The organism is bacterium, from assembly GCA_030649025.1.
Classification (GTDB): Bacteria; Patescibacteriota; Minisyncoccia; order JAUYLV01; family JAUYLV01; genus JAUSGO01.
Genome location: JAUSGO010000028.1, coordinates 19020 through 45177, shown reverse-complemented (window position 1 = coordinate 45177; position 26158 = coordinate 19020). Strand labels below are relative to the sequence as shown.

The window sequence follows — 26158 nt, the reverse complement described above, 5'->3', positions numbered from 1 at the left end:
AATTGTCAGCGGCGCAGCTCCGCCACCGTTCCGAATTTTCTCGAGGGGATTTTTTCGGAAAAATGCGTTCGGACTAATTCAAGAATACTGCACCAACAATTGATTTTAGTGAGGCAATCTAGTAGTTATAGTCTGATTTTTAGCGTGCGTACAAGAACATAACTATCAATAAACATGAAAGAAGAATTCTCACCTTGGGCGAAGCACCTCCCCGAAGAATTAAGGGAAGAATTGGAAAGAACGGCTGGGGCCGGGTTGCCAGACGAGTCTTCTGGCAAAAAGAAGCGGTCGGACAAAATGCCGCAAACCCTGCAGGAGGCGGTTGATCGACATAATGCAGAAACACCGGAAAAACTAAAAGAAGTCATGGGTTTATGGATAGAATCAAGAAAGTTAGAGCTTCCGCCTGTCGGGGTGCTTCCTTATTTTGTGGTTGACAAGCTCGTGGATAAAACCGTTAAGCGTGCGAAACAGCTAGGCATTACACACGTATCGAAAGAAAGCCCGAGGAGTTTGGAATTCCGCGCATTTTCGCAAGGCGAAAAACAAGATGACGCCGCTGTTTATTTTATTTTGGATAGTAAAGAGGGGAGGTCTTTAATTTCAAAATACTGGGACGACTGGGGCTGGAATAGGAATCGTCAGGCGGGCGCTAAATAGTTCGTTTTTGTTTTACATAGCGCTTCTCTGGTTCGGGCGATTCCAAGCCATTAAACCATTACGAGTGAATGGGGAGCTGCTCCGTCAGAGAAAATGACTGGAGCGAGCATCGTTCAAACATCTCTTCGACGAGCTCAGGACAAGCGCTCTCTCCCGCCGCACCAATCCATAACAAACTACGCATATTTACCATAATCTATGGAAGATTTTTCAAAATATAAAATTAAGGACTATACATACTGGTCAATTTTCCTTCATCAGAATCAAAGCTATCTTGGGCGTTGTGTCGTCTGGTGTAACCGAGAGGATGCTTTGGATTTGGCCGACGCAACTCCAGAAGAACAGCGAGAGCTGTTCGTTGTTCTAAGAGAACTCGGGGGCGCAATTCAAAAAGCATTTCAGCCGGATTGGCTGAACTATGCCTTCCTTGGTAACGAGACAAGGCATTTACATGGACACTTCATTCCGCGTTATGCCAAACCGAAAGAGTTTGAAGGAATCTTTTTCGAGGACGGGCTGTACGGCCATAACTACAAAACTGACCATGGCTTTTCTGCTCCGGCAGAGGTAGTAGGGGCAATTAAATTAAGAATTGAAGAAGTATTGAAAAATTGATGACTGGCCGTAGTGAGTCTTATTGAGCAAGCCTAGAGATGAAATAAAAAAGAGGCCGCTCTCATGGGAGCGGCGCTCGATTTTTTTAGTGCTCGGCGCCTAGCGCGCAAGCACGAAACCTAGGGCGGCAGCCATATAGGTTGCCATAATCAAAAAGAGTCCTAGGTTGATAAGTACAGGAGTTGCGTTGAATTCCTGTTGTTGGACATCCATAAACGTATTCTTAATGATAACGAACCATGTTTATAGTATAGCACGCCGCGAGCTTTTTGGATAGGCATTACTATCCCCAGCTCGCAATATGCCTAGCCATCAGCGAAGACAGAAAATCTTGGCCGTGCGACGATGGACGCTTCGGTTGTCTGCCCAACGGTATTGCCAAAAACGGAAGTTCGGATACAATAGGTGGGGTGTAATTTTCTTCTATGCTCGGAACAAACGATCTCAAATCGGGGGCATTATTCGTCTACGGCGGGGACCCGCATGTGGTGCTTTGGTCAAATCACCTAAAAATGCAACAGAGAAGGCCTGTTATGCAGACAAAGATCCGGAACCTCAAAACAGGACAGGTTTTTGAACAGAATTTCCAGCAAGGCGAAGTTTTTGAGGAGGCCGATATCAACCGCATGAAGGTGGTATTTCTGTTCGGCCACCGGGGACAATTTACATTCCATGAGAAGGGGAATCCAAAAAATCGCATCACCTTCAGCCAAGAGCAACTCGGCGACACAACCTCGTTCCTTAGACCGAACGGTGAGGCAGATGCTATCCGTTTCGGGGAAGAAATTTTGAATATCGAACTTCCTCCTAAAATGGACCTCAGGGTCATAGAGGCTCCGCCCTCCATTCGGGGGAATACCGCGCAAGGCGGGACCAAAGCAGTGAAATTGGAAACAGGATTTACTGTACAGGCGCCGCTCTTTATTGAAGAGGGTGACATTATTCGTGTGAACACCGCCTTAAAAGAATATGTGGAACGGGTTGAAAAAGCATAAATAATAGTAAAACTTGCAAAAAAGAAGCGCCGCATTCTCTGCGGCGTTTTTCGTAAAAACAATCATCTTATAAGATCTACCGTGGCATCGAAAGCTTCGTGAAGGATTTCGAACATTTCCTTTAGTTCCGCCTTCCGAATGATAAGCGGCGGCAAAAGACGGATCGTCGGGTTCTTCTCTTTGTGGCCGGCACCGATAAGGTTGAGGCCGCGAATAAGAGAGCGATGCAAAACTTCGTCACGAAATTTCGCATCACCGAACTCGATTCCATACATAAGCCCGAGTCCTCGCACGTCGCGGACGGCGCCATGCAGTTTTCTTTCGGCGTATGAAGCAAAACGGTCCGCAAGATCTTTCAAAACTCCCGACATTTCGTTTACATGCGCAAGAAGGCTTCCGTCTTCAAACGCCGCGATGACTTGCAGTGCCGCCCGGCACGCCATGGCATTTCCCTGGAATGTTCCCGAATGAACCCCCTCTTCCTTGAAATCATACTGCTCTCCGAATACCGTAGCGCCCCCCGGGACCAGTTGGGTGAAGCTCTTTGCCATGGTGACCACATGTGGCTCAAAATCATAACGCTCGAAGGCGAAAAGCTTCCCCGTTCTCCCGAAGCCCGTCTGGACCTCGTCAACCACGATGGGAATGTCATATTTTCTGGAGAGCTTTATTATGCGCCACAAACCTTCGGGCGATATGGGGCGGATTCCTCCCTCGCCCTGCACTATCTCGAGGAATATGCCGGCGATTTTCTTTGGGTCAACCACGCTGCCGAAGTATTCCCGCTCTATGAACGCATCAATGCAGCGCTCCCATTCAATAGCCCGGTTTCCATACCAGGAACTCTTTCCCTGTTCGGGGAATGGCACATGGAGCACCGTATAGGCTTTCGGAAAATCCCGCGTATGAATAGATTTGCTTCCCATGAGCGGAAGCGAGAAGCCGGTGCGTCCATGGAATGCGCCGACGAATGCGAGAAAGACATTTTTACCCGGCTGGGTATGTAAGAGGAGTTTCACTGCCGTTTCATTTGCGCCGGTGCCATCATTCGCGAAACAGGTTTTTGCAACGCCTCCGGACGGTTTTATCACATGAACGAACGTTGAGAGCTTCTCGGCAAGCAGTGAAGGCGTCTCCCCAGGAAAATCATTCGCGATAAACTGTGGAATGCGATTCATGAGCTCATCAATGACCGCGCGTATCAGTCCGACATTTCCGTAACCAAGACCGGAGACGCCAACGCCACTTGTTCCGTCCAGCACCAATTGATCGTCGACAGTTGTAAGCCAAACTCCATTTCCACGCTTCGCTACCAAAGGAGAATCCACCGTTGTTGTTGCCGTGTACTTTTTCTGTCGTTCAATGACTTCCCGGGCTTTTGGACCGGGAATCTCGAGGATTGGTCTTTTTGTCACCATTACTACCCCCTTCTATCAAGAATAATTTCAATGAACCAACGGCGTATCATAGCCGGCTATCTAGAAAAAGTCAAAAAAACAAAACATCCGAATGTCTTCGGATGTCTAGCTATGGGGCGTACGTGCTACTCCTCTGCTCTAAGCGTCACAATCTGGCCCGGACGGAGTGGGGCGCCTTTGTGTTGTGGCACGGAGCCCGTTTCATGTTTCGGCTCGCCCCGTCTGCCTTGCTGCGGGGCGAGGTAAGGTTCTGGTGAAGTTGGCGCATCGGGAAGCTCGCGCGATTCTAACGATGCACCCAGCGCTTCGCGCAAAGCCGTAAGATCCACTTCTTTTCGCTTCAGTCTTTTACCGGAAAATGTCAGTCCGTCCATTTGAAGGGCATCCTTGAGGGAAATAGCTTTTATCCCGACCTTCGGCCCGGTCCCGACTTCTTTGAGAATTCCTGACTTCTCTTGTTGAATTTTATTTGGGATTGAAAGATCCACGATGTTAGTTGGGACGGCGGGCGCAACCTTAAAAGAGGTTGGCCGAACGGTTGGAAAATCCGCGCCAGGGCCGGGGCGACGCCTTGCGGGCAGGGGAGCCGGCTCGCTTTGCTGGAGATTTGGCGGGGTGGGCCGGGGCGTGCCATATGCCCCGACAACATTTCGTTGAGATGCCGGTTTTTCTGCTACGGAACTTGCGAATGTTTCGGATTTTAGTTTTTTCACCTCCTCCGAGCGGATTATGGGCAGGCATAGCTTGCAATACACCGGCCGTCTGCCATCGGGCTGAAAATTCACTTCGGTCTGTTTTTTACATCGCGCACATACGGCGTTGAAAAGCTGCAAAGGAACGCTCGGAGCCTTATCGTTTTTTCTGTTTAAAAAAGATCCAGATTGCCGAGCGTCAGACGCTCCCCTTTGTCCGGAAGCGGCAGTTTTCGGTCCGAAAACAAACTCATCTTCCGGAGTGCTTTCGGTTTCCGAAAAATCCATGCCGCTCCACCGCATAATGCGCTCCTCAACCTCTTTGCGGGGCAGAGAATAACGCTCGCGCGATATTTTAATGATCTTTTCTACCGTTTGATCAGATTCTTCCACCGGTATGGGGGGGAGCGTTGTTGCGGAGAATGGCCTAGAAGTGACGCCGTCAACCATGAGTTTCGTGTAAATATGATAATTGGGGAGATTCACCAGGTCTTCCGGCAGGAATTCCGGAGTAAACTCTGTTTCCAGAAATTCTGCATCAACCGCTCCTACCCGGAATGTAATGATGGTCCCGGCGTTGCCGAATACGGCATCCCGCACCTTGGTGGACTGCTCGGTAACCAGCTGTCCGATGTATTGATGCGCAATGACAAGATTGAGTCGGTATTTTCTGGCTTCCGAAAGCACCGAAGCGAATGAATCCGTCGCGAAGTTCTGGAACTCGTCAACATAGAGATAAAAATCCTTGCGATCCTTCTCGGCAACGCGGACTCTTTCCATGGCGCCAAGCTGTAATTTTGTGATCATCATGGCGCCAAGCAATGCCGAATTATCTTCGCCAATCCGTCCCTTTGAGACGTTCACCAAGAGAATCTTTCCAGAATTCATAACATCCTGCACATTAAAACCGCTTTTGGGCTGGCCCATGATATTGCGCACCATGGAGGTGTTCAGGAACTGGCCTACTTTGTTCTGGATGGGCACGATGGCTTCCGAGCGCAAACGGTCGGTATAATTCTCATACTCCTGCGTCCAGAATGCCCTCACTACAGGATCCTTGATGTTTGCAATGATCTTCGTGCGGTATTCCCGGTCAACCAAAAGCCGCGGAATGCCAAGCAGGGTGGTTCCGGGCGTATCGAGTAAGGCCATTATGCAGTTTTGCATGATGTACTCCATGCGCGCCGACCAGACGTTTGCCCAAATTTTCGTGAAGATCCCCATGAGATCCGAAGCGACCACATGTTTGTATTTCGGGTCCGGAACCTCCAGCACGTTAAAGCCAATGGGGAATTCGGCATCGGCTGGGTTAAAATAAATCACATCGTTGATACGATGCGGGGGTATGGAGGCAAGGATTTCTTCTACGAGTTCCCCATGCGGGTCTACCACGGCAATACCCGAGCCGTTCTGAATATCCTGCACGGCGATGTTTTTAAGCATGACCGACTTGCCGCAGCCGGTCTTGCCGACCACGTACATGTGCTGTCTGCGGTCTTTGGTCTTAATGCCGAAAATCCTGTCTTCCCCGCGAAAGTTAGTGCGGGCGAAGTATACGCTTGCCTGATCGTTTATTTCCATGTTTAAAGCATACCATAATTTTCGTCATTATGCAAATATCCATCGGGAACGATTTACTTCTCCGCGCTCCTCAACAAGAAAACCGCACAACAGTGCGGTCTTCTCAACGTGAGCGGGATACGAGAATCGGACTCGTGCTTATTGCTTGGGAAGCAATCGTACTTCCTGGGAGACTTTTATTTTTCCGAAACACCGCAGTCTCCCGCTGAATGCTCCACTGGAGCATTCAGCCCACTCCACTAACCTCGCATGAGCGGGCGATGGGAATCGAACCCACACTTTGACCTTGGGAAGGTCACGTACTACCACTATACTACGCCCGCAAAATTATTCCTTAAGCGAATAGGTGAAAAAGGATTTAAAAAAATCTACAATTTGCGAGAAGGGGAATGTCGTGGTTTGCACGCTCATGCTCGGATTGCCGGAAGCGCTTGGAATATATGGGGGTTCGGATGAGAGCGCCAGCACTTCTTCGTCGGGCCTTTTAAGGTTAAGCCGGACCTTCGCTTCTTTTTCAAGTTGTTCGGGTTTGGAAAAATATTCAACCAAATGTACAAGTTCTTTGTTTTTTTCTTCGGCCTTCGCGATGCCCGACTCAAGCTTGGCAATGTCCCGCCGTAATGCGCGCTCCTGCATGAATGCCCTTGCGCCAAGAGCGCCAAACATAATGGTGAAACCCGATGCAACTACGATGGTTATTTTTGAACGGAGGATGGCCATACATGGCGCTACAATTTCAACGCCTTAAAGCTCGCGATGCAATTAAAAATCAAACGCCTTAGCCATGGCTAAGATTTTCTTTAAAAGTATGTCCGGAGGGCGGTCGAAATTATCGCACCGGGCATATTGTGTTCAGAGGGCCTTTCCACTATACTAATTATGATATGAGACGAAAAAAACAAATCATCAAATTCATTTGGGGTGCAGCGGTTGTTGTCGTATCTATCTCGATGGTGGCAGCGCTTATCCTACCGTTGTTCTAATCATATCATACCAAACTGTGGCGGCCTTTGTAAAAAATCAGGCGCTAACCAGGAAATTGAACGTCCTCGGCCTGCACAGCGTCGAGGATCTTTTGCATTACTTCCCATATCGATATGACGATTTCTCGCGGGTCTTGGCCACACGAGACTTGCGCGCGGGCGAGGTTGTTGCTGTGGAGGGGTATGTAAAAGATGTAAAAATCATCAGAGCATGGAATCGCGGAACGCAGCTTTTGGAAGCCGTCGTAGACGATGCTTCCGGGTCGGTCCGCGTGGTATGGTTCAACCAGCTCTATCTTGCGCGGATGTTCAAAAAAGGAACAAAAATTGCGCTTGCCGGAAAAGTGTATGATGGAAAGCGCGGTATCTACTTTGCAAATCCCGCATACGAAATAATCGGTACCGGCCAGGAGAGCTCTTTGCATACCCGGCGGCTTGTGCCGGTATATCGGGAAACAAAGGGGCTGACTTCCCGATGGATCCGCATGCTTGTGCACCGGTATCTCGATACCGCCTCGAGTCTTCGTGAAATATTTCCGCACGAAGTTCTTTTACGTGAAAAATTTTTACCCCCCGAACGGGCAGTGCGCTCTATCCATTTCCCTGAAACATCAAAAGATGCCAAAGAAGCGCGTAGGCGTTTTCAATTCGAAGAACTTTTTTTGCTCCAGACGCGATTTATCATGGAACAAAAAGGGCGAGAGCGCATACGGGCTCACGCGATCCCCTTTGACCAATCTCTCATTAAAACATTCGTAGACAAGCTTCCTTTCAATCTCACGGATGGCCAGCGCAGGGCTGCCTGGCAGATTTTGCAAGACATTGCGCATCCCTATCCCATGCAAAGACTTCTTGAGGGTGACGTAGGAAGCGGCAAAACCATCGTCGCATTCCTTGCGGTGCTGGAGGTGATAAAAGCCGGACATCAGGCCATTATTATGGCACCGACCGAGGTTCTTGCGCGCCAGCATTTTGCAAGCGCAAAAAAAATTCTTGGGCCGCACGGTATTACCATAGGATTCGTCACCTCTTCTCCTTATGCGCTTATTGCATCGCATGCGTCCGAGAAGAAGATCGCAAAAAAGACGTTTCGGGCACTGCTCAAAGAAGGAGGCGTGCACGTTGCAATTGGAACTCATGCGCTTCTTTCGCCGGAGATGCTTTGCAAAGACGTGGCCCTTGCCATCGTGGATGAGCAACATCGCTTCGGCGTTGACCAGCGTTCGAATATCCTCAAAAAGTCTGGCGATGCACAAGCGCCGCATTTTCTTTCCATGTCCGCAACGCCGATACCTCGAACACTGGCTCTTGCGGTATACGGGGATTTGGACATCTCGCGCATCACCGAAATGCCTTCCGATCGCAAGCCCATCGAGACGCGCCTCGTAGCTCCCGCGCATCGCAATGAAGCATACGCGTTCATCCGTTCGGAGATCAAAGAGGGGCGGCAAGCATTTGTTATTTGTCCTCGAATAGAGCTTTCGAATAATGCGGATCAGCGCGGGATGGGCCCAGCGCAGATAAGCGCGGAAAAAGATAGGAGGAAATTGGTATGGAACGACGTGAAGGCGGTGAAAGAAGAATACGAAAAACTGTCAAAAATCGTATTTCCAGACCTCAGCGTAGCCATGCTGCACGGAAAGCTTAAATCGAAAGAAAAAGAAAGCGTCATGAAGAAATTTACCGAAGGCCAGACCGATATCCTGGTCTCTACTTCCGTTATCGAGGTTGGCATAGATGTTCCTAATGCGACCGTTATGGCAATTGAAGGAGCTGACCGGTTTGGGCTTGCGACCCTCCATCAGTTTCGCGGAAGAGTAGGAAGGGGCGAACATAAATCATATTGTCTGCTTTTTTCGGATTCTTCAGGGGCAGAGACCCAAAGCCGCCTCCGGGCGCTTGTTGGCGCAAAAAACGGATTTGAGCTTGCACAGATCGATCTTGAATTGCGCGGACCGGGAGAATTCATGGGCGAGGCGCAGTCCGGCATGCCCGATATCGCCATGGAGGCCCTGCAAGATCCGGTGCTCATTGAAAGAGTCCGGGAAGATGCCAGGAAGGTTTGTGCAGAAGATCCAGATCTTGCACGCCATCCCGCTATTAGGGAAAGACTTAAGAGATCCGGGGGGCGCGTGCACGGAGAATAGACTGCCTTGCTCCTATTCCTCAAAAAGCGTTTGCGACTTTACGGAACGGAAGATGCCGTAGTCTTTCGCAAAGAGCCGTGATACCGTTTTTCCGTCCGTTTCAAGCGTTACGGTGGCGTCTTTATCGGTTCGAAATATTGTAGCGCCGATTGCGGCAAGGCGCGAGAGTGTTTCCGGAGTTGGGTGGCCGTAGGTATTTTTTGCGCCAACTTCAATGACGGCAACGCGTGGCGATACCGCCCGCAAGAACGTCTCTCCTGAGGCGTATTTTGAGCCATGGTGTCCCACTTTCAGCACATCCACATCAAGAAAGGCATCTCGGGAAACAAGATCTTCTTCCGTGGGAAATCCAGCGTCCCCGGTGAATAAAAAAGACGTCTTTCCGTAATCAAGGCGCACGATGATGGATGATTCGTTTATTTCCTTGAACAACTCCTCCGCAACGATTTCTTTCGGAGAAAGAATTTTGGCGGTGATGCCGCTATCGAACGTTATTTTTTCACCCGCGCGTGCCAAAACAACGGGAATGTTTTTTTGCCCAACAACGTTCAAAAGCGCCGCATATGCATCAAGCTTGTACGAAGCGGCATTGAGCATGATGCTTCCCACGTGGTAACGCTCCAGAACGGGAACAAGGCCGGAAAGATGGTCAAGCTGAGGATGGGTGAGGATGACAAGATCTATTGAATGGTCCCAGAACGGCATGGTCTGGGCAAGACGCCGTATCACGTCTTGCCGCGGCCCGCCGTCGATAAGCACCTGCTTGCCCCCCGGGGTTTCAAAAAATTCCGCGTCTCCCTGGCCAACATCAAAGAAGTGGACACGAAGGCCTGGAGAACCGACGAGAGCGTCCGTCTTCCACAAAAGCACAACCCCAAGAAAAAGGATGAATACAAGAAGAAAGCGATGTTTTCTGAAGAGGCGATACATAAATATTGCACGAACATTAAAAAGTTTCACGAAGTTTTTTCAGTTTCCATACAAGCAAGGCAGCTCCTATGGTGGAGGCAAGTCCTGCGGCATACCGCAAAGAAGCGGACGCCAGAGCAAGAGATGCGTGAGGAATTTTTGAAAACGTGGCAACGATGATAATCTCGTAATCAAGCAGAATGTATGCGGGAAACGCAACGATGTTTCCGATATGCTCGCCGAAAAACCCCGCGATACCGGCAAGGAAGCTGAAAAACATCGTGGGGGGAATGAATGGGAGAACGGCAACGTTAGAGATGAGAAATACGAAAGAAATAGAACCGAATGTAATGATGATGACAGGTAAGACAAATAACTGTGCGGAGACGGATTGCAGTGCGACATCCTTAATGCCGGAGAGTTTCTTATTTTCGCGCGCTCGCTCTTCAAGAAGCGGATAAAGCACCAAAAGTCCTGCGGTTGCCAGGAACGAAAGCACGAAGCCCAGATCGTATCGCAAAAGCATCGGGTTTTGAAAAAGCATGAGAGCCCCGGCGGAAGAAAGGGCAATCCTTGCCGAATACATGCGTGATTCTTTTTGCGCAAGAATAAGCAAGAATCCCATGAGGGCTGCGCGCACCACCGACGCTCCGGCTCCGGTGAGAAGCGTAAAAAGTATAATGAACAGTGTGACGGCCCAGAATGTTAAGGATCTGGGCAACATAAAAAATCCCATCAGGGTGGCAATGGCAAGGATAAGAATAGTGATGTTGTAGCCGGAAACTGCGACAATGTGGCTCATTCCCGTGCGCCTGAAATCGTCCTTCATTTCCTGCGACAGAGCGCTGCGCGTGCCCAGCAAAAGTCCGGCCGCGAGCGCGGCATGCGGTACGGGAAGCGCAAGACGGAGATTTTTTTCAAAAGATTCTTTCAGATGGGAGAGTTGCTCGGAAGCTCTATAGCGGGCGCATGAGGCATTCGCCAAAAACGTAGGACAGGAACTTCCGAGCGGAACGATTTTTTCAGGGAACCTCACGGCGCCGGCAATGCCGTCGCGCTTCAAAAAAGCTTCGCTCGTCGTTGAGGTATCGAAGTGCGGCCGTTGCAGAAGGATGCGGTCTCCGGGGTCGAATATTTCATATCCTGTATACGTAAGAAGCCAACGAGTCCGGGAGCGATCTTCCAGAGAAATGCGTTCGAGTTCGTATCGAGTAGAATTCTCGAGCCTCTCGCGCGACGCGACGGTTGCAGTTATGCCTGACGGCGCCTCCCTCGGGAATACTCGGGACAGGTTTTGTGCGGCAAGAAGAAATTCATTGCGCTCATGTTCCCACCGCTGCTCGACGTCTCCTAACCGAATAATACCGAGAGCAAAAGCTATAATGCCAAGCGCCGGCACAAGATATTTAATACGCACTTTTGTCAGAACGGCCACGGCCAGTGATGCCGTCGCAATGCCCAGCATGCCCAGGGTCATGCTCTCCGGAATGCGAAAGATAGCCGAGACGCATATGCCCACGCCGAACGCAGAACAGCTATAAAAGAATATACGCGATGGATGCATAGCAGATTATGGGGGTAATGTGGCACTATAACATGATTTGGGACTTCTGCGTCAACCCCGTTAGAAGTAGGACGCGGACTCGCTTCATGAAAAAAATTTTGTTTCTTACGCGTTAAACGCGTCCGCGACTTCTAGCGGGGTCAATAATACGGACAATTAAAAAAGCGCCGCAGGGTTTGCGGCGCAGTATTTCAGAAGAGCCAAAAGCGCTTCTTTTTTTTCGGGGGTTCCTGTTCTGTCACTGGAGGAGGCGGAGTCTTCACCACAAGCTCCAGTTCCTCCGAAAGATCCAGAACGCCGTAAAGCGGCGGGAGAATATACAGAATGACTTCCGGTTTTCCGTTCAAGCCGGCCTCCTGCGGAATTACGGAGGAATCGATTACCTGCCATCCCTGTACTGTTTTTTGAGGTTCGGAGGATTGGGGCGGTGGCTGTTCTTTCTTTTGTGCCTGGGAAGCTTTTTTTCGTTTCTCTTTTTGGCCATCGGATGCACGCGTCCCCCTTTTCTCAAGCGCTTCATAGTTTTGCGGCACGGGAACGCCCTCGATCCTGGGAGGGAGGATTATTTGCACATACGCCGCATCGGGCCGATATAATCCGTTTTCATTGATTTGCGCGATCACTTCTGTAAGCTCCCGCGGAGGTCTATAATTCGGGATCTTTTTCGTGAATTGCGATTTGCTCTGAACTAGAATTCCGATCGACGCAAAGGGCGTGAGGAGTTTTCGGGAAAGAATGTCCGCCGGAATGGCAATTGGAACATCAATTTTGCGGAACACGCCATCGTCCTGGAATTTTCGCAGAACAATGGATAGTATTACGGTTTCGCCGGGAAGCGCCTCGGCTTTGGAAAGAAAAACCCTCTCTTTCTGCCAAAGCGTCGAATCCGTGAGCAATTCCGTGTCAAGCTTCAAAGATTCGAGAGCGAAAGGAAACCCGCTTGCAGTCAGCTGTCCGATTACTCCAGCGAGCGCGGCAGTTAGCTTTTCAACCGGATTTTGTTTGAATGCCGCTCCGACGGTGTTCCTGATAAGTATTTCCGGTTGTCCTTGGAGGACGAGCCGTACCTGATACTTAAGCGAAAGATTTTTTGCGTCACCGGCTATCCGGCTTATCCAGAACGCCGGTAGTTGCGTCAGAAACGTATCGGTGTAGGGGGTATTCGGTGTTACATTCTCGTCCAGCGCAAAATTTTTGGCGTTTATTTGCAATGTCGCTCGAAACGGAATGCCCTGCATATTCTCGCCAATGATACCGGAAATTTCTGTTGCTCCGTCAAGCGTGATGACGCCCCGGTTGCCCAGAATCCTTCCCGGAGATTTATACGGCTCGAGGGGATTTTGGATCGTGGCGCTTACGCTGATCTGAGCAAAGGGATAACGGGCAATGCCTTTGCCGAAAAGATGATGTCCGAAGGCATAGATGCGATTTTCATCAACCCATGTGACAGTTCCCGATACGGCAATGGGTATGTCTCCGCTTGCAAGATACACGGAAATCATGGAGCCGGGCTTGAGCTTGGCTTGCGCGTCAGTTTCAAATTCAGATGTTTTTTCACTGCTGGGAGAAGCCGCGGTAATGCCTTTTGTTTGCAGATTTTCTGATAGACCCGGAGGTGCGGTCGTGAGAATGGGGTAGGACATGCCTTGAGGTAGATTGGTAGATGCAAAGAGGCTGTTGACGGCATCAAAACCCCCGGATGAAGAGCCTAGCATTTTTTCTGCCGGCGTTATTCCCGAATTCATGCCGCCGAGCGGAATTTTGCTTATTCCGAGACTTATCGCGCCGACAAGCACGCCGTGGTCCACGCACTCTTCATAGGTTGTGCAATCTATGAACACGGGACTTCCGCTCATGCCCGCAATGGCCCCCATTTGCTCAAGTTGCGTTTCCATGGGTCCGCCGGATATCCTGGCGTAAATATATGTCATGCCCACATTGTTAAATGTATTGCCGAGCAAGACATTAAATGGTTCTATCTTATTTTCCTTGAATACGGAGAATCCGATGGCATTGGCGCCGGGCTTAAGATCGGCAAGTGCCAGAATCTGGGGTCTTTTTGCAAATCCATCCGATGGCAGAAACGCCAAAAAACCAAGCAATAAAGCAAAAAAAAGCAAAAACGTACTTTTCGTTCGTTTCATGACAGGCCTCCTGAGTATTTGAGTTTCAAAGAAAGAAATCGTTAAAACCACCGTACGCCAATTTTACGCAAATTGCAACAAGGCGCCGCTCCATATGTTCTATAAAATTAGTAACGGCACCGCAGTCCCTGCGTATTCCCGCAGGGGCAAGCTCCATGTGTTCTATCGAACTGGTAACGGCGACCTGCGGCAAGCAATCCCTCCTTGTGTTCTATGGACTTCAGGGATTGTGCAGCACCCATAATGCAGTGGAGGACGTCCCGAGGCGTTTCATATCGAAAGACAAGCGGAGGGCACGGAGCGCAACGCTATCAGTGTTCGAGAATGCTCCGGTAATACTTAGCGGTTTTTTCGGCCATGGTCTCCCATCGATATTGCTCCATAAGATCGGGAACTTTTTCAAGGCATATTTTTTGTTCTTCTTTGTTTACAAGTATGCGATGCATGACCTCCGCCATGTTTTCGGAGTTATGGGGGTCAAAATATACCGCAGCATCTTTGAGAATTTCCGGCAAGGATGTTGTTTGAGAAGCGGCAACCGGTGTTTGGCACGCAAGCGACTCAAGTCCCGTGAATCCGAATCCTTCGGCGAATGAAGGAACCACGGTGAGCGAAGCCGCCCGATAAAAATGCTCAAGCTCCTTTTCTGGAATGAAGCCCGGACGCTTTACGCGGTCCTCAAGGCCGAGGCGCTCCCAAGCTCGGCGCGCATCGGGATACGAGGAGTGTTCCTTTCCGCAAAGCACCAGATCAAAATCTGCATGGTATTTTTTCAGCATCAGGGCATATGCCTCAATAAGTCCTGCCAAATTTTTATGCTCACGCCATACGCCGACATAGAGCAAGAAAGGTTTTGCGATGCCGTACGTTTTTTTCAGAAATTCCAGACTCTGCATTCTCGGTACTTTTTTTTTGAATCGCTCGTCCACGCCTTCGTATATTACTCCTATTTTTTCAGGCACCGTCCTAAAGCGTTCAATAATATCTTTTTTGGTATATTGCGATACGGCAATGATGCGCTCTGATCGTTCGAGGGCGCCGGAGAAAACAAGTCGAAACATCGACTTTCTCCACCATGAATGCGCCGCAGGACCCGAAAACGTATGGGGCGTGAGGTCGTGGATTGTTACGATAAACTTTCCCGGATAGAGCATCGGAACGTTGAAATGGGGAAAATGCATAAGGTCCGGGCGCGCCAGAAGGAATCCAATGGGCAGGATGAGTTGTTCTTTGTAGCCGTACCAATGCGCCTCCGCCCTTCGTTTTACCACGTTAGGATGGGCGCTCTTAAAATTCGAATACTCCGGTTCGCGCAAAAAGAGAACGAACCGTGTGTCGCTCATGAGCGGCGGTAGATATTCGCAAAGCCGTGCAATATATTTTCCGATGCCCGTCTGTTCCGCTCCAAGCATTCGGGCGTCAATACCGATAGTGTGCTGATATGGCCTTAACATAAGAAAAACCTCCCACGCGTCCGCTAACCGACGGATCCGGTCGAGGAGCACATATCTCCTTGAAGCCTAAGGATATACATCCAGTATCCCGCACTATAAGCTTCTTTCCAAGCGGGTCGAGTGAAATACAAAAGTTTGCTTTTGCATTTCCGAGCGAATACAGGAAACAAAGGATTTAATGACCTTTATTTTTAAGGGATTAGTGTGGTATATCGCTTTGTTTTTTCAGTGGGAGGGTTTTGAAAAATCTTGTCCCTCAGAATCCAAATATTGGCCTATATATGCCAAGAAAATATTTTTTTTCGAGGTTGAAATTTTAGAAATGTGTGGCATATTGTGTTTGACATAGATTTTCGTTTGTGCTACATTTACCTTTCTGTGGCAAGTTTCTTTGAAAACCCCAAAAGGAGCACATAAAGATGGTGACATTGATTTTGGCAACGATCATGATTACCGCCTTGGCGGGCCTTCTTATCAAATGGATTTTGGAAGCTCAAAACCGTGAGGCACGCATTACGTGGCGCGAATACGCCATCGGCATGGCTGTCTCGCCCATAGCCGCCGTATTGGTTGCTTGGGTGGGATGGACGATGGCCAGAGACAGCAAGTTGAAGTTTATGGAGTACTGGAACGGCTGGGAAGTTGCCGCGGTCAAGGAGTATGTAGAGTGCACTCGCGACGGCCCATGCCGGTACGAGTACGACTGCGATCCGTATATCGTGATGGTGGCATATGATTGCATGTGCACGACAGACAAAAACGGATATACGTCATGCAGCACCTGTTACCGCCCGGAAACCCGCTATCATTCCTGCCCCTATGTGGACCGCGAATATAACTTTTACGCGGATACGACGCTGGGGCGCTATACTATTGCGACGAATGTTTTTCCAGAAAACCCGCAAGCGCACCAATGGCGCGCAGGAACCCCTATTCCCCAGAACGTTATTTCGAGCGCCGGAACGGGAGAGCCCCCGTTCTGGGTTGCGGTGCGCGCCCGCTGCGAAGCAAATAGACCCGGTCCGGTCACTGCGCGGAGAAGCTACGTCAACTACATCTTGGCATCGGAGCATACGCTGATGAAAGAATCTTCCGGCGATATCCTTGATTATCAGTCGCGCAAGCTTTTACCGATGCTGTTCAGAACCGTTCAGTCGTTCTATCGCGCCGACAAAGTTTATTTCGTTGGCTGGCTTCCGCAAGACGGCCGCGCGTGGCAGGAAGCGCTGGAATATCTGAACGCGAACCTCGGAAGTCAAATGCAAGGAGACCTGCACCTGGTTGTCGTTAAAGACGAGGCGGTCTCCAGAAATCCGGATCGCTACGTGTTCGCGCTCAAAGCCCACTGGCAGGACAAAAGTATTTATGGCAGTGACGCATTGTCCAAAAACGGCATTGTCGTTCTTGTCGGCACCGCTGATGGCGCGACGGTATCCTGGAGCAGGGCGTTTACCGGGATGCCGCTGGGAAATGAGAAGTTTATTGTGATGATGCGTGATGGCCTTAAAGGTCTGCCGCTTACTGCCGCGACGCTTTTAGGTCCGCCAGCAAGCCGCAAAGACGCCAAGGGCATTCACTATCCACCCGACGGCGCATATGGCCCAATCCAGCGCGTGCTTTGGGGAGCGGATAATCCGGCAACGAAGTTCAAGCGGGTAAGCATGTCGGGTGACGACGGACAGGGTGGGTTTCTTTACTTGAAGAACGAAATCCGGCCAAGTACCGGCCAGATGTGGACAATTTTCATCTTTACACTATTTATATGCTGCGGGGCCTGGCTGTGGGCGGCTACGCACCATGATCCGTCCGAGAGGACGTAACGCTGGCGGCGAAGATAGATCCGCCAGGAAACTCAACCAATCAACAAAAAAAGAAGGGGGAAAATTCATGAAGAACAGATTTCATTCGGAAGCCGGGGTGGTGAAGGGTTTGTTTCTGATCCTGGCGATTGCTTTTACGGTGGGCGTTGCGGCCATAAGCTTATACAGCTATGCCGTGAGCGTTCGAAACGCCGCGCTTGCGTGGGAGACAGACCTGAACAAGATCGTTCGCGTAGAGGTTTCGGAACGCGCGACGTATGAACTGACATTCTACGAACAAACCGGTCTTGGCAATCTGAAGTCGGAGAAGATGGATGCCATTATTCGGAACGCCATCGAGGGGCGGTACGGCGACAACCCGAACCAGGGGACGGCGCTTCTGCAGGCCGTGTCCGAAGCGTATCCCGATACAACTCCGCTCAATATTTACGATAAGATCTTGCCGACTATCAGCGCCGGCCGTGAAGCGATTCGGAACAAGCAGAATCTGCGCATTGAAAAAGCACAGGCATACAACTACTGGCGCAAAGAGGGGATCGTCCGGGCGTGGATCTTAAGCGGCATCTACCCAAGCCGCGATCTTCATTTCCGCGTCGGCAGCACGGACTACTACGCGGTGGACGCCTTGGAAAAAATGGCTGAGCCGATTAGCACTGCCACGGTCAACAAGTCATTCGAGACGGGTATCGAGAAGCCTCTCGCACCCCCAAAGTGAGGTTGCTTCTTTTGCCTTCATGCAAAAACTGCCGGAAATACTTCCCGGCTTTTTTCTTTCTCGTTTATTTTTTTTCTTTTCCTCGAAGTTCTTCTACGGCTTCAGCAAGCATGGAAAGATACAGATTCAATCCGACGCGGTAGATGTTTCCTGATTGCTCCCTGCCAAGCATGTTGCCTGCGCCGCGTATTTCCAGGTCCCGTAAGGCCACGCGATAGCCGCTGCCAAGTTCCGCGAATTCCTCAAGCGCCTCTAGGCGCATTTTCGCATTTTCGGAAAGCTCGGCCTTTCCCGAGTTTGAGGAAGGATAGAAAAAATACGCGTAGGCCTGTCTGTCTCCTCTCCCAATGCGGCCGCGCAATTGGTAGGTTTGCGCAAGGCCCAGGCGCGTGGCATTCATCACCACAAGCGTATTGACGTTTTCAAAATCAAGGCCGTTTTCAATAATGGTCGTTGCCACCAGAATATCTATTTTGCGGTCGCGGAATTTTTCCATGATCTCAATAAGCGCGATCTCGCCCATCTTCCCGTGTGCCACTTCGATTTTTGCATTTCGTGGAGCAAGCTCGACGATCTTCTTTCTCGCAAGCGCCATTGTTTCCACCCGATTCCATAGCACATATACTTGTCCGTCCCGATGCAGTTCGTCCAAGAGTGCCTTGCGAATCATCTCGTCGCTGTCCGGAAGAACGAGTGTTTGGATCGGCATGCGGCCGGGGGGAGGCGTTGAAATAATAGACATTTCCCGCAGTCCGGCCAAGGCCAAATTGAGCGTTCGCGGAATGGGGGTTGCCGAAATAAGCAGTACGTCGAGGTTCGTCTTGAGCGTCTTGAGTTTTTCTTTTTGCTTGACCCCGAATTTTTGCTCTTCGTCGATGATGAGCAGTCCCAGATCCTTAAAACGCACGTCTTTGGACAGAAGACGGTGCGTGCCAATGATGATATCGATACTCCCGTTTTTAATATGTTGCAAAACCTCCCCCTCCGTCTCGCGTGCCGTTTCATAGAGTTTTAAACGCGAGAGCAATGCGATGCGCACGGGGTACGACTTCATGCGGTCGCTGAATGTCCGGAAATGTTGGTAGGCAAGCACGGTGGTCGGAGCAAGCAGGGCAACCTGCTTTCCTGCCATTACCGCCTTGAAAGCGGCGCGCATGGCAACCTCGGTCTTCCCAAAACCGACATCCCCGGCAAGCAGGCGCTCCATGGGCCGGCCGCCCTCCATGTCGGCTTTTATTTGGTCTGTTGCGACGCGCTGGTCCAGGGTTTCTTCGAAAGAACAGGATTCTTCAAATTCTTTTTGGTGGGCGTCGTCCGGCCCGAACGCATAGCCTTTTTCCAGTTCCCGGTGAGCGTAAAGCTGCAGCAATTCCTTGGCGAATATCAGAGCGCTTGCCCTTACCATTCGCCGCGTTTTTGACCAGGCGCTGCTTCCGAGCCTGTGCACCTCGGGAGTTTTAAGACCCACATAAAGCGAGAGCTTCTCTTTCTTGCTCTCCGGGACCATGAGGCGATCGCCCTTTGCGTACTCTAAGACATAATAGGTCTGGGCGCGTCCCGTTTCGCGTCCGGCAATCTCCTTTTTCTCAAGAAATACTCCTATGCCATGATCAAAATGGACCACGAAGTCACCGGGGCGCAGCGCATCAATGAGTTCGCTACCGAAGCGCCGAGAAAAAAGCTGCATGTGCTCCTTGTCCCGATATCGTTTTTCACTCAATGATTCTATGGATTCAATGCTGTTTCCATAGAACTCTATGTGATAGCGAGAGCCGCGGTTTATGGGCCAGAGTTCCACGTTCCCTCCCCGGTGGGCGTATTCGCCCGGTCGCGCGATGGTTTGCGCTTTTTCATATGCAAGGCTTTCCAATGTGCGCAAAAAATCGGACAAATTAAGAACCTGGCCGGTTTCTACGGCACAGAGATTCTTGTGCCAAAAAGGATTGGCGTTCACGGCCCGCACAACGTCTCCTTCGTGTTCACGAAGCCAGTTTACGGTTATCTTTTCGGATGCGGCAATTTTAGCAACAGAATCTTTCCGAGGCATTCCCCGGGCTTCCTCCAATGAAAGATCTCCAACTCGGTGTCCGAGCGGCCGCAATCCAATAATGAAAAGAGATTTTTCGGTTTTTGTCTTATTTTTCTTCTCCACGCTCATTCTGATCAGGAATAACACAATCTCGCCCGAAGGTAACGGGCGGCGTGTCGTATGTCTTAAGGAAATGTTACCAAATAAAAAACGCTATGTCAAGCCATCTGTTTTGCATCAATCCGATTGTTTTTGCGCTTCTTCTATTCCTTTTTCAAGAGCAAGCGTGAGCAAATAAGCCGTTCTTGAAATAATATTTTCCGTTGCTTTGGCGTCGATGACGCCCTTCTTAAGCACATACGCATCGAGGGGTATCTCCAGAGCTTTTTCCGGAGCGATGCCAATGCGAAATCTCCAGAAATGCGCTTCACCGAGCTTTTGGGAAATCGATTCCACGCCATGATGCCCGGCGGATCCTCCGCCGAATGCGACACGCACGCTTCCAAGAGGCAGGTCGATGTCGTCGTGCACGATCCATATATGCGTAGGGGAAATATTGTAAAAATGCGATATCGCCAATACAGCTTGGCCCGAGTTGTTCATGAATGTCTCGGGAAGCTGGGCCATGATCCGCTGTTCGTGCAAAAGGCCGCTGGATACAAGCGCGTTAAATTTTTTCTCCGCCGTAAAATCGGAGAATCCCAAAGCCTCCGCATACCGCGAAACACAAAAGCGTCCCAAGTTATGTGGCGTTTCTTCATATGCTTTGTCGGGATTTCCCAGGCCGACTATAAGAAGATGGTGTTTTTCATTCTGCGTCATGTGTCAGTATGGTAACACTCGTTGCACGTATTCCCTAATAGCCTCGTACTGTTCAATCCCTTCAAGGGGTTCCACAATGGACGCGCGAGCTTCTCCGAACCAAAAATCTCCGGTGGTAAAAAGATTTTTCTTGGCATCGGCATCAAGCGGGGCGATGACGATCTTGTCCTGCGGGAGCTTTTTCCCAAAATCGAACAGCCACAAAAGTTCGTCGGCGTTCAAATTGGTTTTTACGTGAGTGCTGACCGAATCTAAGACCTTGAGGAATGTTGGCATATCCCACACGAACGATAGTCCCGAGATCTTCTGTTTCAGGGCCTCGCCAAAAAGCTGTTGGCGGCGCATTCTTCCGAAATCGTCATCCATATCGTTCCGGGTGCGAATATAGCGGGTTGAGGCAATGCCGTCCAGAAATCGCCACCCGGCTTTAAGTGAAAAAGTTTCGTAGGAAAACCCGTTGCCCGGGAAACGCGGGTCATAAATATCCTTCTCCACATACACGTTAACTCCGCCGAGCGCATCAACAATTTCGCTCACAGCCTCCAGGTCAACAATAATATACCGGCTTATCTCAAGACCCGTAACATCTTCTGCTTTCAGATAAAGCGAGGTGATGCCGCCCCGCTCATAGAGCCCGTTGAGCCGCGTATAGTATGACGCATCCGGAGCCCGCACGAGAAGATCGCGCGGAAGCGAAAATAAATATACCATCTTTTGCCCGGGGTCTATGTGAATAACCATGATAGTGTCGGTAAGATTCGGTGCGGGATTTCCTTTTCCCGGAACGCCAGCGATAAGCAGGTTGAAGGGTGTATTCAGATGGCCGGCTTCTCCCGCGATTCTCGGTGGCAAACCTTTTGTTACGGGGTCGATAAGCGCGGCACGCAAAAGCGGAAAAAGCTTAACGCGTTCCTGGGTTTTCGAAGCCGTCTTCTCGTCATCTGTTGTGGTGATGCTTTTTTGGGTATTGCCGCCCGAACTGCCGGGAATAGACGTCTGCCAGAACACGAAGAAAGAAGCCCCGCAGATGAGCGCAATAAGAATGGCTATTCCGAAAAAAACCTTGCCTCCCATGCTTACACAATAAGATATTCGGCTCTTGACGACAATAGCAATTTTGACTAGAATGGCACAAAGATAATGTTTTTTGACAGGGAGGAAGAAGCATGAAGCAATTTGTGGTTTTTGCAGTAGCGGCTCTATTTTTTGCGGCGGGCCCATTTGGGCAGGCGGCCGCAAGCCCCGCCGGGGATAAGTCGGCCAAAGAACAGCGAGAGGTAGCCGAGGCTTTCAATGGATTTTTGCACGTCTGGCTCATTGAACAGGATATCGATAAAGCCATCGGGTTTTTTGAACAAGACGAGTCGTTTATATCCGGCACAAGAAGGATGTTTGAACTCACGGACAGCGAAGCGCTGAACACCGATGAATGGCTACGGAAAACGCTTGTCATGTGGCTCTTCAAAGATCACGGAGAGGTAAATGCACTTGGACACGGCGATCCTCGATCGGCAGAGTACGCTCAACTGCCCACGGATCCGAAAAACATCGTGGAGCGCATACAACCCAAGATGCTCGCAGATGCCGCTAAAGAAGTCCGGATACATCTTTCTGAGGATGATCAGGGGGCTGCCGTCTACGCTGCCATGGCACTCTTGGGGCACGTGTCTAGAGAGCCGATTTTCTTTATATTCAAAAAAGTCGGCAAGCAATGGAAAATCAATGGCCTTATCTGGGTAGCGGGCTAGATAATGCTTAGAGGGATTTTCTCGCGGAAACACTCCGCGAGTTTTTTTATGACTTAACATCCTTTGTCTTATGAGATTGCCTCACAAAGCCCCTTATATGCGATTATGAGCAAATTACTCAACATGGACTGCGGGTTCCGGAAACTCTTTTTTTAATGGCCGAGTAGTAGTAGAATAAAACAAGTTCGGCTTTCTTTATATTTCATTGGGAGGAGTGGGCAAAATCTGAATGTCTTCAGATTTTGCGGGCAAGTTTCCTTGTTTCTTAAAGATGATTGGCTGCCCAGGAAGAGCGAGTCAGTCTTGTCCCGTACTATGGCGGAGGGGTGGCTGAGTGGTCGAAGGCAACGGTCTTGAAAACCGTCAGGGTAGCAATACCCTCGTGGGTTCGAATCCCACCCCCTCCGCCATGAGACGGGATTGCGATTTGTTGCCAAATTTTTTCAAATTTGGACAAATCGGGAAAAAACCAGAGTCCTCGCAAGGGGGCAATATGCTTCAGTGAAGCATATTGCGGGTAGCTTCCTTGTTTCTCGAAAATAATTGGCTACCCAGGAACAAGAGGTTCGAATCCTCCCTCCTCCGCCAGAAGTCCGAGTTAGAACCCAAGAAAAATAAGGGTTTTTTGAGCTAAAATATACTTATGGCACTATCGATCATATTTTTTCTTATATACATAGCAATCGTTGTGATTATAGGTATCGTTTCTTCAAAAAAAGAAAGTGAGGACGATTTTATGATTGCCGAGCGCAAGGTTCAAGGCGTTCAAGTCGCCGCAACAATGAGCGCAGGTTTTTTTGACGGCTCAGTTTTGGCAATTTATCTGGCATATATTTACCAATATGGTTTTTCTGCCATTTGGCTTTTTGTTGGCTTAGCTTTGGGATTTTTACTACTGAAAAAATATGCTGGAAGAATCAAACAAAAAGCCGACGAACTGAAAGTGTATTCAATGCCTGAATATTTTTTCAGAATTTTAGGGAAGAAAAATGGCCTTATGTTTTCGTTTTTTTTGGTACTTCAGTTTTTCTTATTGCTCGTGGTAAATTTGATAATTAGTGGAAAAGTTTTAGCGGCCATTTTTCCAATACCATATTTTCTCGCTGTTGTAATTGGTGGACTGATAGTTTTGACATATCTTTTACTTGCTGGTTTCAAAGCGGTAATTCGTACAGACTTTTTCCAATTGATAATCATGTTCATAATGACTTTAACAGTTGGGATTTTCTTTCTTGGGAAAACTCATATTCCAATTTCGGAATTTTATCTCGGAACACTTGGAGCTGGCAACATCATCGGCTTTCTTATTCTTGCAGGCTTTGGAATTATGGTTGCTCCAGATCTGTGGCAAAGAATTTTTGCAACTAAAGACGAAAGGAATTTGAAACGAGGATTAAATTATTCTGTTATTATACTTTTAGTTCTTGGGGTTGTAATTAGTATTGTGGGCCTTGCTACAAAACAATTTTTCCCGAACATTGTCCCCGAAGACGCTTTAGTTGCGGGTTTCTCGCATTTGCTTCCTTTCGGACTAAAGGAGTTTGGTATGGTTTTGCTTTACGCGGTTGCTCTTTCATCTTCGGATACTGTTACTTTCGTTGTCTCTTCCATTTTTACACGCGACCTCAAAAACTACTCCGCAAAATATACCGATGAATCCATGAAAAAGCTTACTCGCTTTTTCATGGTGGTTTTCATTCTTCTTGGTGCTCTCGTCGCTATTTTCTACCAAAACATTTTAGCTCTTGGTTTTTCTCTCGCAAGTTTGAACCTTGCATTATTTCCAGTAGTTTTTGGATCACTCTATTGGAAACTGAAACAACGCGCAGTATTTTGGAGTTTGGTTTTAGGATTTTTGAGTATTGTTGTTTTGTTCTTTGCAAATCAACTCAACCCTCAAAATGCAATTCTCTCTTTGCCCGTTGTTCTGTTCTCACTACTCATACTCCAAAAGGCATTCAAGAAAGATCCGAGCTTTAACTAAATAGAGTATTCAACCACATTCTTACCTTTGTCAGATTTTTGCTTAGGCACCTCAAACCACTGAGGGTGTTGCTTGAACATCGCCCGCAGTTCGCGTATGATTTTATCAAGATCCTTGAATTTGAGCCATGTTTTTGGTTCAAACTTCCAGACATTGTCCCCGCCAGATTGACAACTTTGAACCGAAGTAGAATAAGGCTATTTCGACAAGTTGCGATCAAATTATGAAACTATATCGATTTAGTCCAATTCAGAACGAAGCAGAGTTATTGAAGGCTATAGAGCATATACATTTTGCTTGTTTTGAGCTGTGCAAACAATCGTTTGGTAAATACCTTCCTGTCGCTGGAAATATGGGGGTGTTCTGCCATTATGACGACGAGTACAAATCTTTGATCGAGATTCGTAAGCAATTAACCGAAGAATCCGACAATCTTAACCAAAAATATTTTCGTCTCCACAATCCAATAGTCATTCCGGTTCGCACGGATATACCAGAAACTACCTATACACATCTTTATATCCGCAAACCAGATCCGTATCGATCTCATGTCGGCGATGTTGATTTCGTTCTTGAAGAAGGTAAGTATCAAGAGTTCAAAAAGTCGTTACAAGACGGAAAGATCGTAAGGGGCACGCGGGTATTCGAACGGCCCGATCTAGATATGGTTGAACTCTACAATCCCGATGTGGATGCCCTTGGATATGTAAGCCCGCGGGAAATGACCGAGAAAGTGCGTATGAAGCAGTCTGAGGCAACTAAACTCTAATCCCTGAGATTATTTGCCAGTCAAAAGAGCTACGTCCTCCCTAAAAACAAATGACAAACAAATACTAGAAAAGCTCTTTCAGATGACAGGTTACGTCTTGAACTTTTCTGATAGAACTTTCGCGGAGTTTTTCCATGACAATCTTGGCATCGATATTTATACCGACAAGTACAATTACGCTTCAGGATCTAAGGCTAACAGAATGCGGGGATTTTGGATGGTGGCAGATGAGAGACGGCGTAAAGATAAACATACATGAACCCCGTTAGATATCTTCTACTGCTTTTCTAAAACTGGGATATCTTGGCGGGAAGTACATAATTACAATTATGCAAGAATTATCTAGCACATCTAACGGGGTGAATGAAATCCAGCAAAAACATATGCGTCACGAAAACTCCTCCACGAGCGGGGGATATTTGCGCGATGCAATTTATGGCGTCAACGACGGCATTATCACGACATTTGCGATAGTTGCCGGCGTTGCAGGAGCCTCGCTTTCACGGGAGATCGTGGTTATTCTCGGATTTGCCAACGTCATTGCCGATGGCATCTCTATGGGGATGTCGAGCTACCTTGGCATGAAGTCGCAGCGTGATTTCGAGGCGCGTCAGCGTGCGCGCGAAGAGATGGAAATACAACTCTTCCCGCAGGAAGAGCGGGAAGAGGTTCGTAATATGTATCAGGCCAAGGGGTTTTCTGGCGTGGAGCTTGAGCGTGCGGTGGAGATCATCACGGGCAACAAAAAGCGCTGGGTAGACGAAATGATGATAGGAGAGCATGGCGTGATAACCGGGAACGAAGAGACGCCATGGTCTCATGGCGTTGTGACTTTTGTCGCGTTTATCGTTGCGGGAACTCTTCCGCTCATCCCATTTGTGCTCTTTGGCGCAGGCGGCCATGATTTCTGGATCTCCGTTGCTTCAACTGCCACGACCTTATTTTTTGTAGGTTCCCTGCGGACACTTCTCACCAAACAAGGCTGGCTTAAAAGCGGCTTGGAAATGCTCGTTATCGGCCTTATTGCTGCCGGAGCCTCTTATGGCATTGGTGCACTCATTAGTTCGTTGGTGAAATAAAAGAAGGCCATGGCCTTACAGGAGCCGTGG

The 26158-nt window shown here is 49.1% G+C and carries 20 protein-coding genes and 3 tRNA genes; 11 read left to right on the top strand and 12 right to left on the bottom strand.

The genetic code is table 11. The features are described 5' to 3' along the window. Nucleotides 1-174: 174 nt before the first annotated feature. The 3 genes from Q7S09_04045 (at nucleotide 175) to Q7S09_04035 (ending at nucleotide 2270) form a co-directional block, all read left to right on the top strand. Nucleotides 175-660, top strand: coding sequence for a hypothetical protein (locus Q7S09_04045; GenBank protein ID MDO8558328.1), 486 nt, complete (start codon nucleotides 175-177; stop codon nucleotides 658-660). Nucleotides 661-858: 198 nt separating this feature from the next. Then, nucleotides 859-1275, top strand: coding sequence for an HIT domain-containing protein (locus Q7S09_04040; GenBank protein MDO8558327.1), 417 nt, complete (start codon nucleotides 859-861; stop codon nucleotides 1273-1275). 425 nt (nucleotides 1276-1700) lie between these two features. Next, nucleotides 1701-2270, top strand: a complete 570-nt coding sequence (locus Q7S09_04035; GenBank protein MDO8558326.1) for a hypothetical protein — start codon at nucleotides 1701-1703, stop codon at nucleotides 2268-2270. Nucleotides 2271-2332: 62 nt separating this feature from the next. Here the strand turns inward: Q7S09_04035 and Q7S09_04030 are convergent, their stop codons facing one another. The 5 genes from Q7S09_04030 to Q7S09_04010 all read right to left on the bottom strand — a co-directional run bounded on the left by Q7S09_04030 (nucleotide 2333) and on the right by Q7S09_04010 (nucleotide 6681). Then, a complete protein-coding gene (locus tag Q7S09_04030) occupies nucleotides 2333-3688 on the bottom strand; it encodes an aminotransferase class III-fold pyridoxal phosphate-dependent enzyme (GenBank protein ID MDO8558325.1) in 1356 nt (451 codons plus the stop codon). A gap of 125 nt (nucleotides 3689-3813) precedes the next feature. Beyond that, nucleotides 3814-5961 carry a type IV secretion system DNA-binding domain-containing protein gene (locus Q7S09_04025; GenBank protein ID MDO8558324.1) on the bottom strand — a complete coding sequence of 716 codons (2148 nt, stop codon included), beginning with the start codon at nucleotides 5959-5961 and terminating at the stop codon, nucleotides 3814-3816. A 111-nt stretch (nucleotides 5962-6072) separates the two neighbouring features. Then, nucleotides 6073-6210, bottom strand: a tRNA-Gly gene (locus tag Q7S09_04020). Nucleotides 6211-6213: 3 nt separating this feature from the next. Then, nucleotides 6214-6284, bottom strand: a tRNA-Gly gene (locus Q7S09_04015). A 4-nt stretch (nucleotides 6285-6288) separates the two neighbouring features. After that, on the bottom strand, nucleotides 6289-6681 hold the full coding sequence (locus tag Q7S09_04010) for a septum formation initiator family protein (GenBank protein ID MDO8558323.1): 393 nt from the start codon (nucleotides 6679-6681) through the stop codon (nucleotides 6289-6291). Between the two features lie 280 nt (nucleotides 6682-6961). Between Q7S09_04010 and recG the strand changes: the two genes are divergently transcribed. Further along, nucleotides 6962-9091 (top strand): ATP-dependent DNA helicase RecG, encoded by a 2130-nt coding sequence (gene recG / locus Q7S09_04005; protein ID MDO8558322.1) that lies wholly within the window; start codon nucleotides 6962-6964, stop codon nucleotides 9089-9091. A 12-nt stretch (nucleotides 9092-9103) separates the two neighbouring features. Here the strand turns inward: recG and Q7S09_04000 are convergent, their stop codons facing one another. The 4 genes from Q7S09_04000 to Q7S09_03985 all read right to left on the bottom strand — a co-directional run bounded on the left by Q7S09_04000 (nucleotide 9104) and on the right by Q7S09_03985 (nucleotide 15162). Beyond that, nucleotides 9104-10021, bottom strand: coding sequence for a ComEC/Rec2 family competence protein (locus Q7S09_04000; protein ID MDO8558321.1), 918 nt, complete (start codon nucleotides 10019-10021; stop codon nucleotides 9104-9106). A 16-nt stretch (nucleotides 10022-10037) separates the two neighbouring features. Beyond that, nucleotides 10038-11564, bottom strand: coding sequence for a ComEC/Rec2 family competence protein (locus Q7S09_03995; GenBank protein ID MDO8558320.1), 1527 nt, complete (start codon nucleotides 11562-11564; stop codon nucleotides 10038-10040). 191 nt (nucleotides 11565-11755) lie between these two features. Beyond that, entirely contained in the window at nucleotides 11756-13708 is a 1953-nt protein-coding gene (locus Q7S09_03990; GenBank protein MDO8558319.1) for a hypothetical protein, read from the bottom strand. A 311-nt stretch (nucleotides 13709-14019) separates the two neighbouring features. After that, nucleotides 14020-15162 carry a glycosyltransferase family 1 protein gene (locus tag Q7S09_03985; protein ID MDO8558318.1) on the bottom strand — a complete coding sequence of 381 codons (1143 nt, stop codon included), beginning with the start codon at nucleotides 15160-15162 and terminating at the stop codon, nucleotides 14020-14022. 419 nt (nucleotides 15163-15581) lie between these two features. On the opposite strand from Q7S09_03985, the gene Q7S09_03980 reads away from it, so the two are divergent. Both Q7S09_03980 and Q7S09_03975 read left to right on the top strand, forming a co-directional pair. Continuing rightward, nucleotides 15582-16982: a hypothetical protein gene (locus tag Q7S09_03980; GenBank protein MDO8558317.1), complete on the top strand. Its 1401-nt coding sequence runs from the start codon at nucleotides 15582-15584 to the stop codon at nucleotides 16980-16982. 67 nt (nucleotides 16983-17049) lie between these two features. Next, nucleotides 17050-17697, top strand: coding sequence for a hypothetical protein (locus Q7S09_03975; protein ID MDO8558316.1), 648 nt, complete (start codon nucleotides 17050-17052; stop codon nucleotides 17695-17697). Between the two features lie 64 nt (nucleotides 17698-17761). On the opposite strand, the gene Q7S09_03970 is transcribed toward Q7S09_03975, so the two are convergent. The 3 genes from Q7S09_03970 to Q7S09_03960 all read right to left on the bottom strand — a co-directional run bounded on the left by Q7S09_03970 (nucleotide 17762) and on the right by Q7S09_03960 (nucleotide 21622). Beyond that, nucleotides 17762-19849: a CarD family transcriptional regulator gene (locus Q7S09_03970; GenBank protein ID MDO8558315.1), complete on the bottom strand. Its 2088-nt coding sequence runs from the start codon at nucleotides 19847-19849 to the stop codon at nucleotides 17762-17764. 114 nt (nucleotides 19850-19963) lie between these two features. Then, a complete protein-coding gene (gene pth / locus Q7S09_03965) occupies nucleotides 19964-20548 on the bottom strand; it encodes an aminoacyl-tRNA hydrolase (GenBank protein MDO8558314.1) in 585 nt (194 codons plus the stop codon). 3 nt (nucleotides 20549-20551) lie between these two features. Continuing rightward, nucleotides 20552-21622: an LCP family protein gene (locus Q7S09_03960; GenBank protein MDO8558313.1), complete on the bottom strand. Its 1071-nt coding sequence runs from the start codon at nucleotides 21620-21622 to the stop codon at nucleotides 20552-20554. 92 nt (nucleotides 21623-21714) lie between these two features. On the opposite strand from Q7S09_03960, the gene Q7S09_03955 reads away from it, so the two are divergent. The 5 genes from Q7S09_03955 (at nucleotide 21715) to Q7S09_03935 (ending at nucleotide 26128) form a co-directional block, all read left to right on the top strand. Continuing rightward, on the top strand, nucleotides 21715-22296 hold the full coding sequence (locus Q7S09_03955) for a hypothetical protein (protein ID MDO8558312.1): 582 nt from the start codon (nucleotides 21715-21717) through the stop codon (nucleotides 22294-22296). A gap of 320 nt (nucleotides 22297-22616) precedes the next feature. Further along, nucleotides 22617-22706 (top strand) — tRNA-Ser (locus Q7S09_03950). Nucleotides 22707-22939: 233 nt separating this feature from the next. Beyond that, entirely contained in the window at nucleotides 22940-24280 is a 1341-nt protein-coding gene (locus tag Q7S09_03945) for a sodium:solute symporter family protein (protein MDO8558311.1), read from the top strand. A 352-nt stretch (nucleotides 24281-24632) separates the two neighbouring features. Continuing rightward, nucleotides 24633-25049 (top strand): hypothetical protein, encoded by a 417-nt coding sequence (locus tag Q7S09_03940; protein ID MDO8558310.1) that lies wholly within the window; start codon nucleotides 24633-24635, stop codon nucleotides 25047-25049. A gap of 383 nt (nucleotides 25050-25432) precedes the next feature. After that, complete coding sequence (locus tag Q7S09_03935; GenBank protein ID MDO8558309.1) at nucleotides 25433-26128, top strand: VIT1/CCC1 transporter family protein; 696 nt, start codon at nucleotides 25433-25435, stop codon at nucleotides 26126-26128. The last annotated feature ends 30 nt before the right edge of the window (nucleotides 26129-26158 follow it).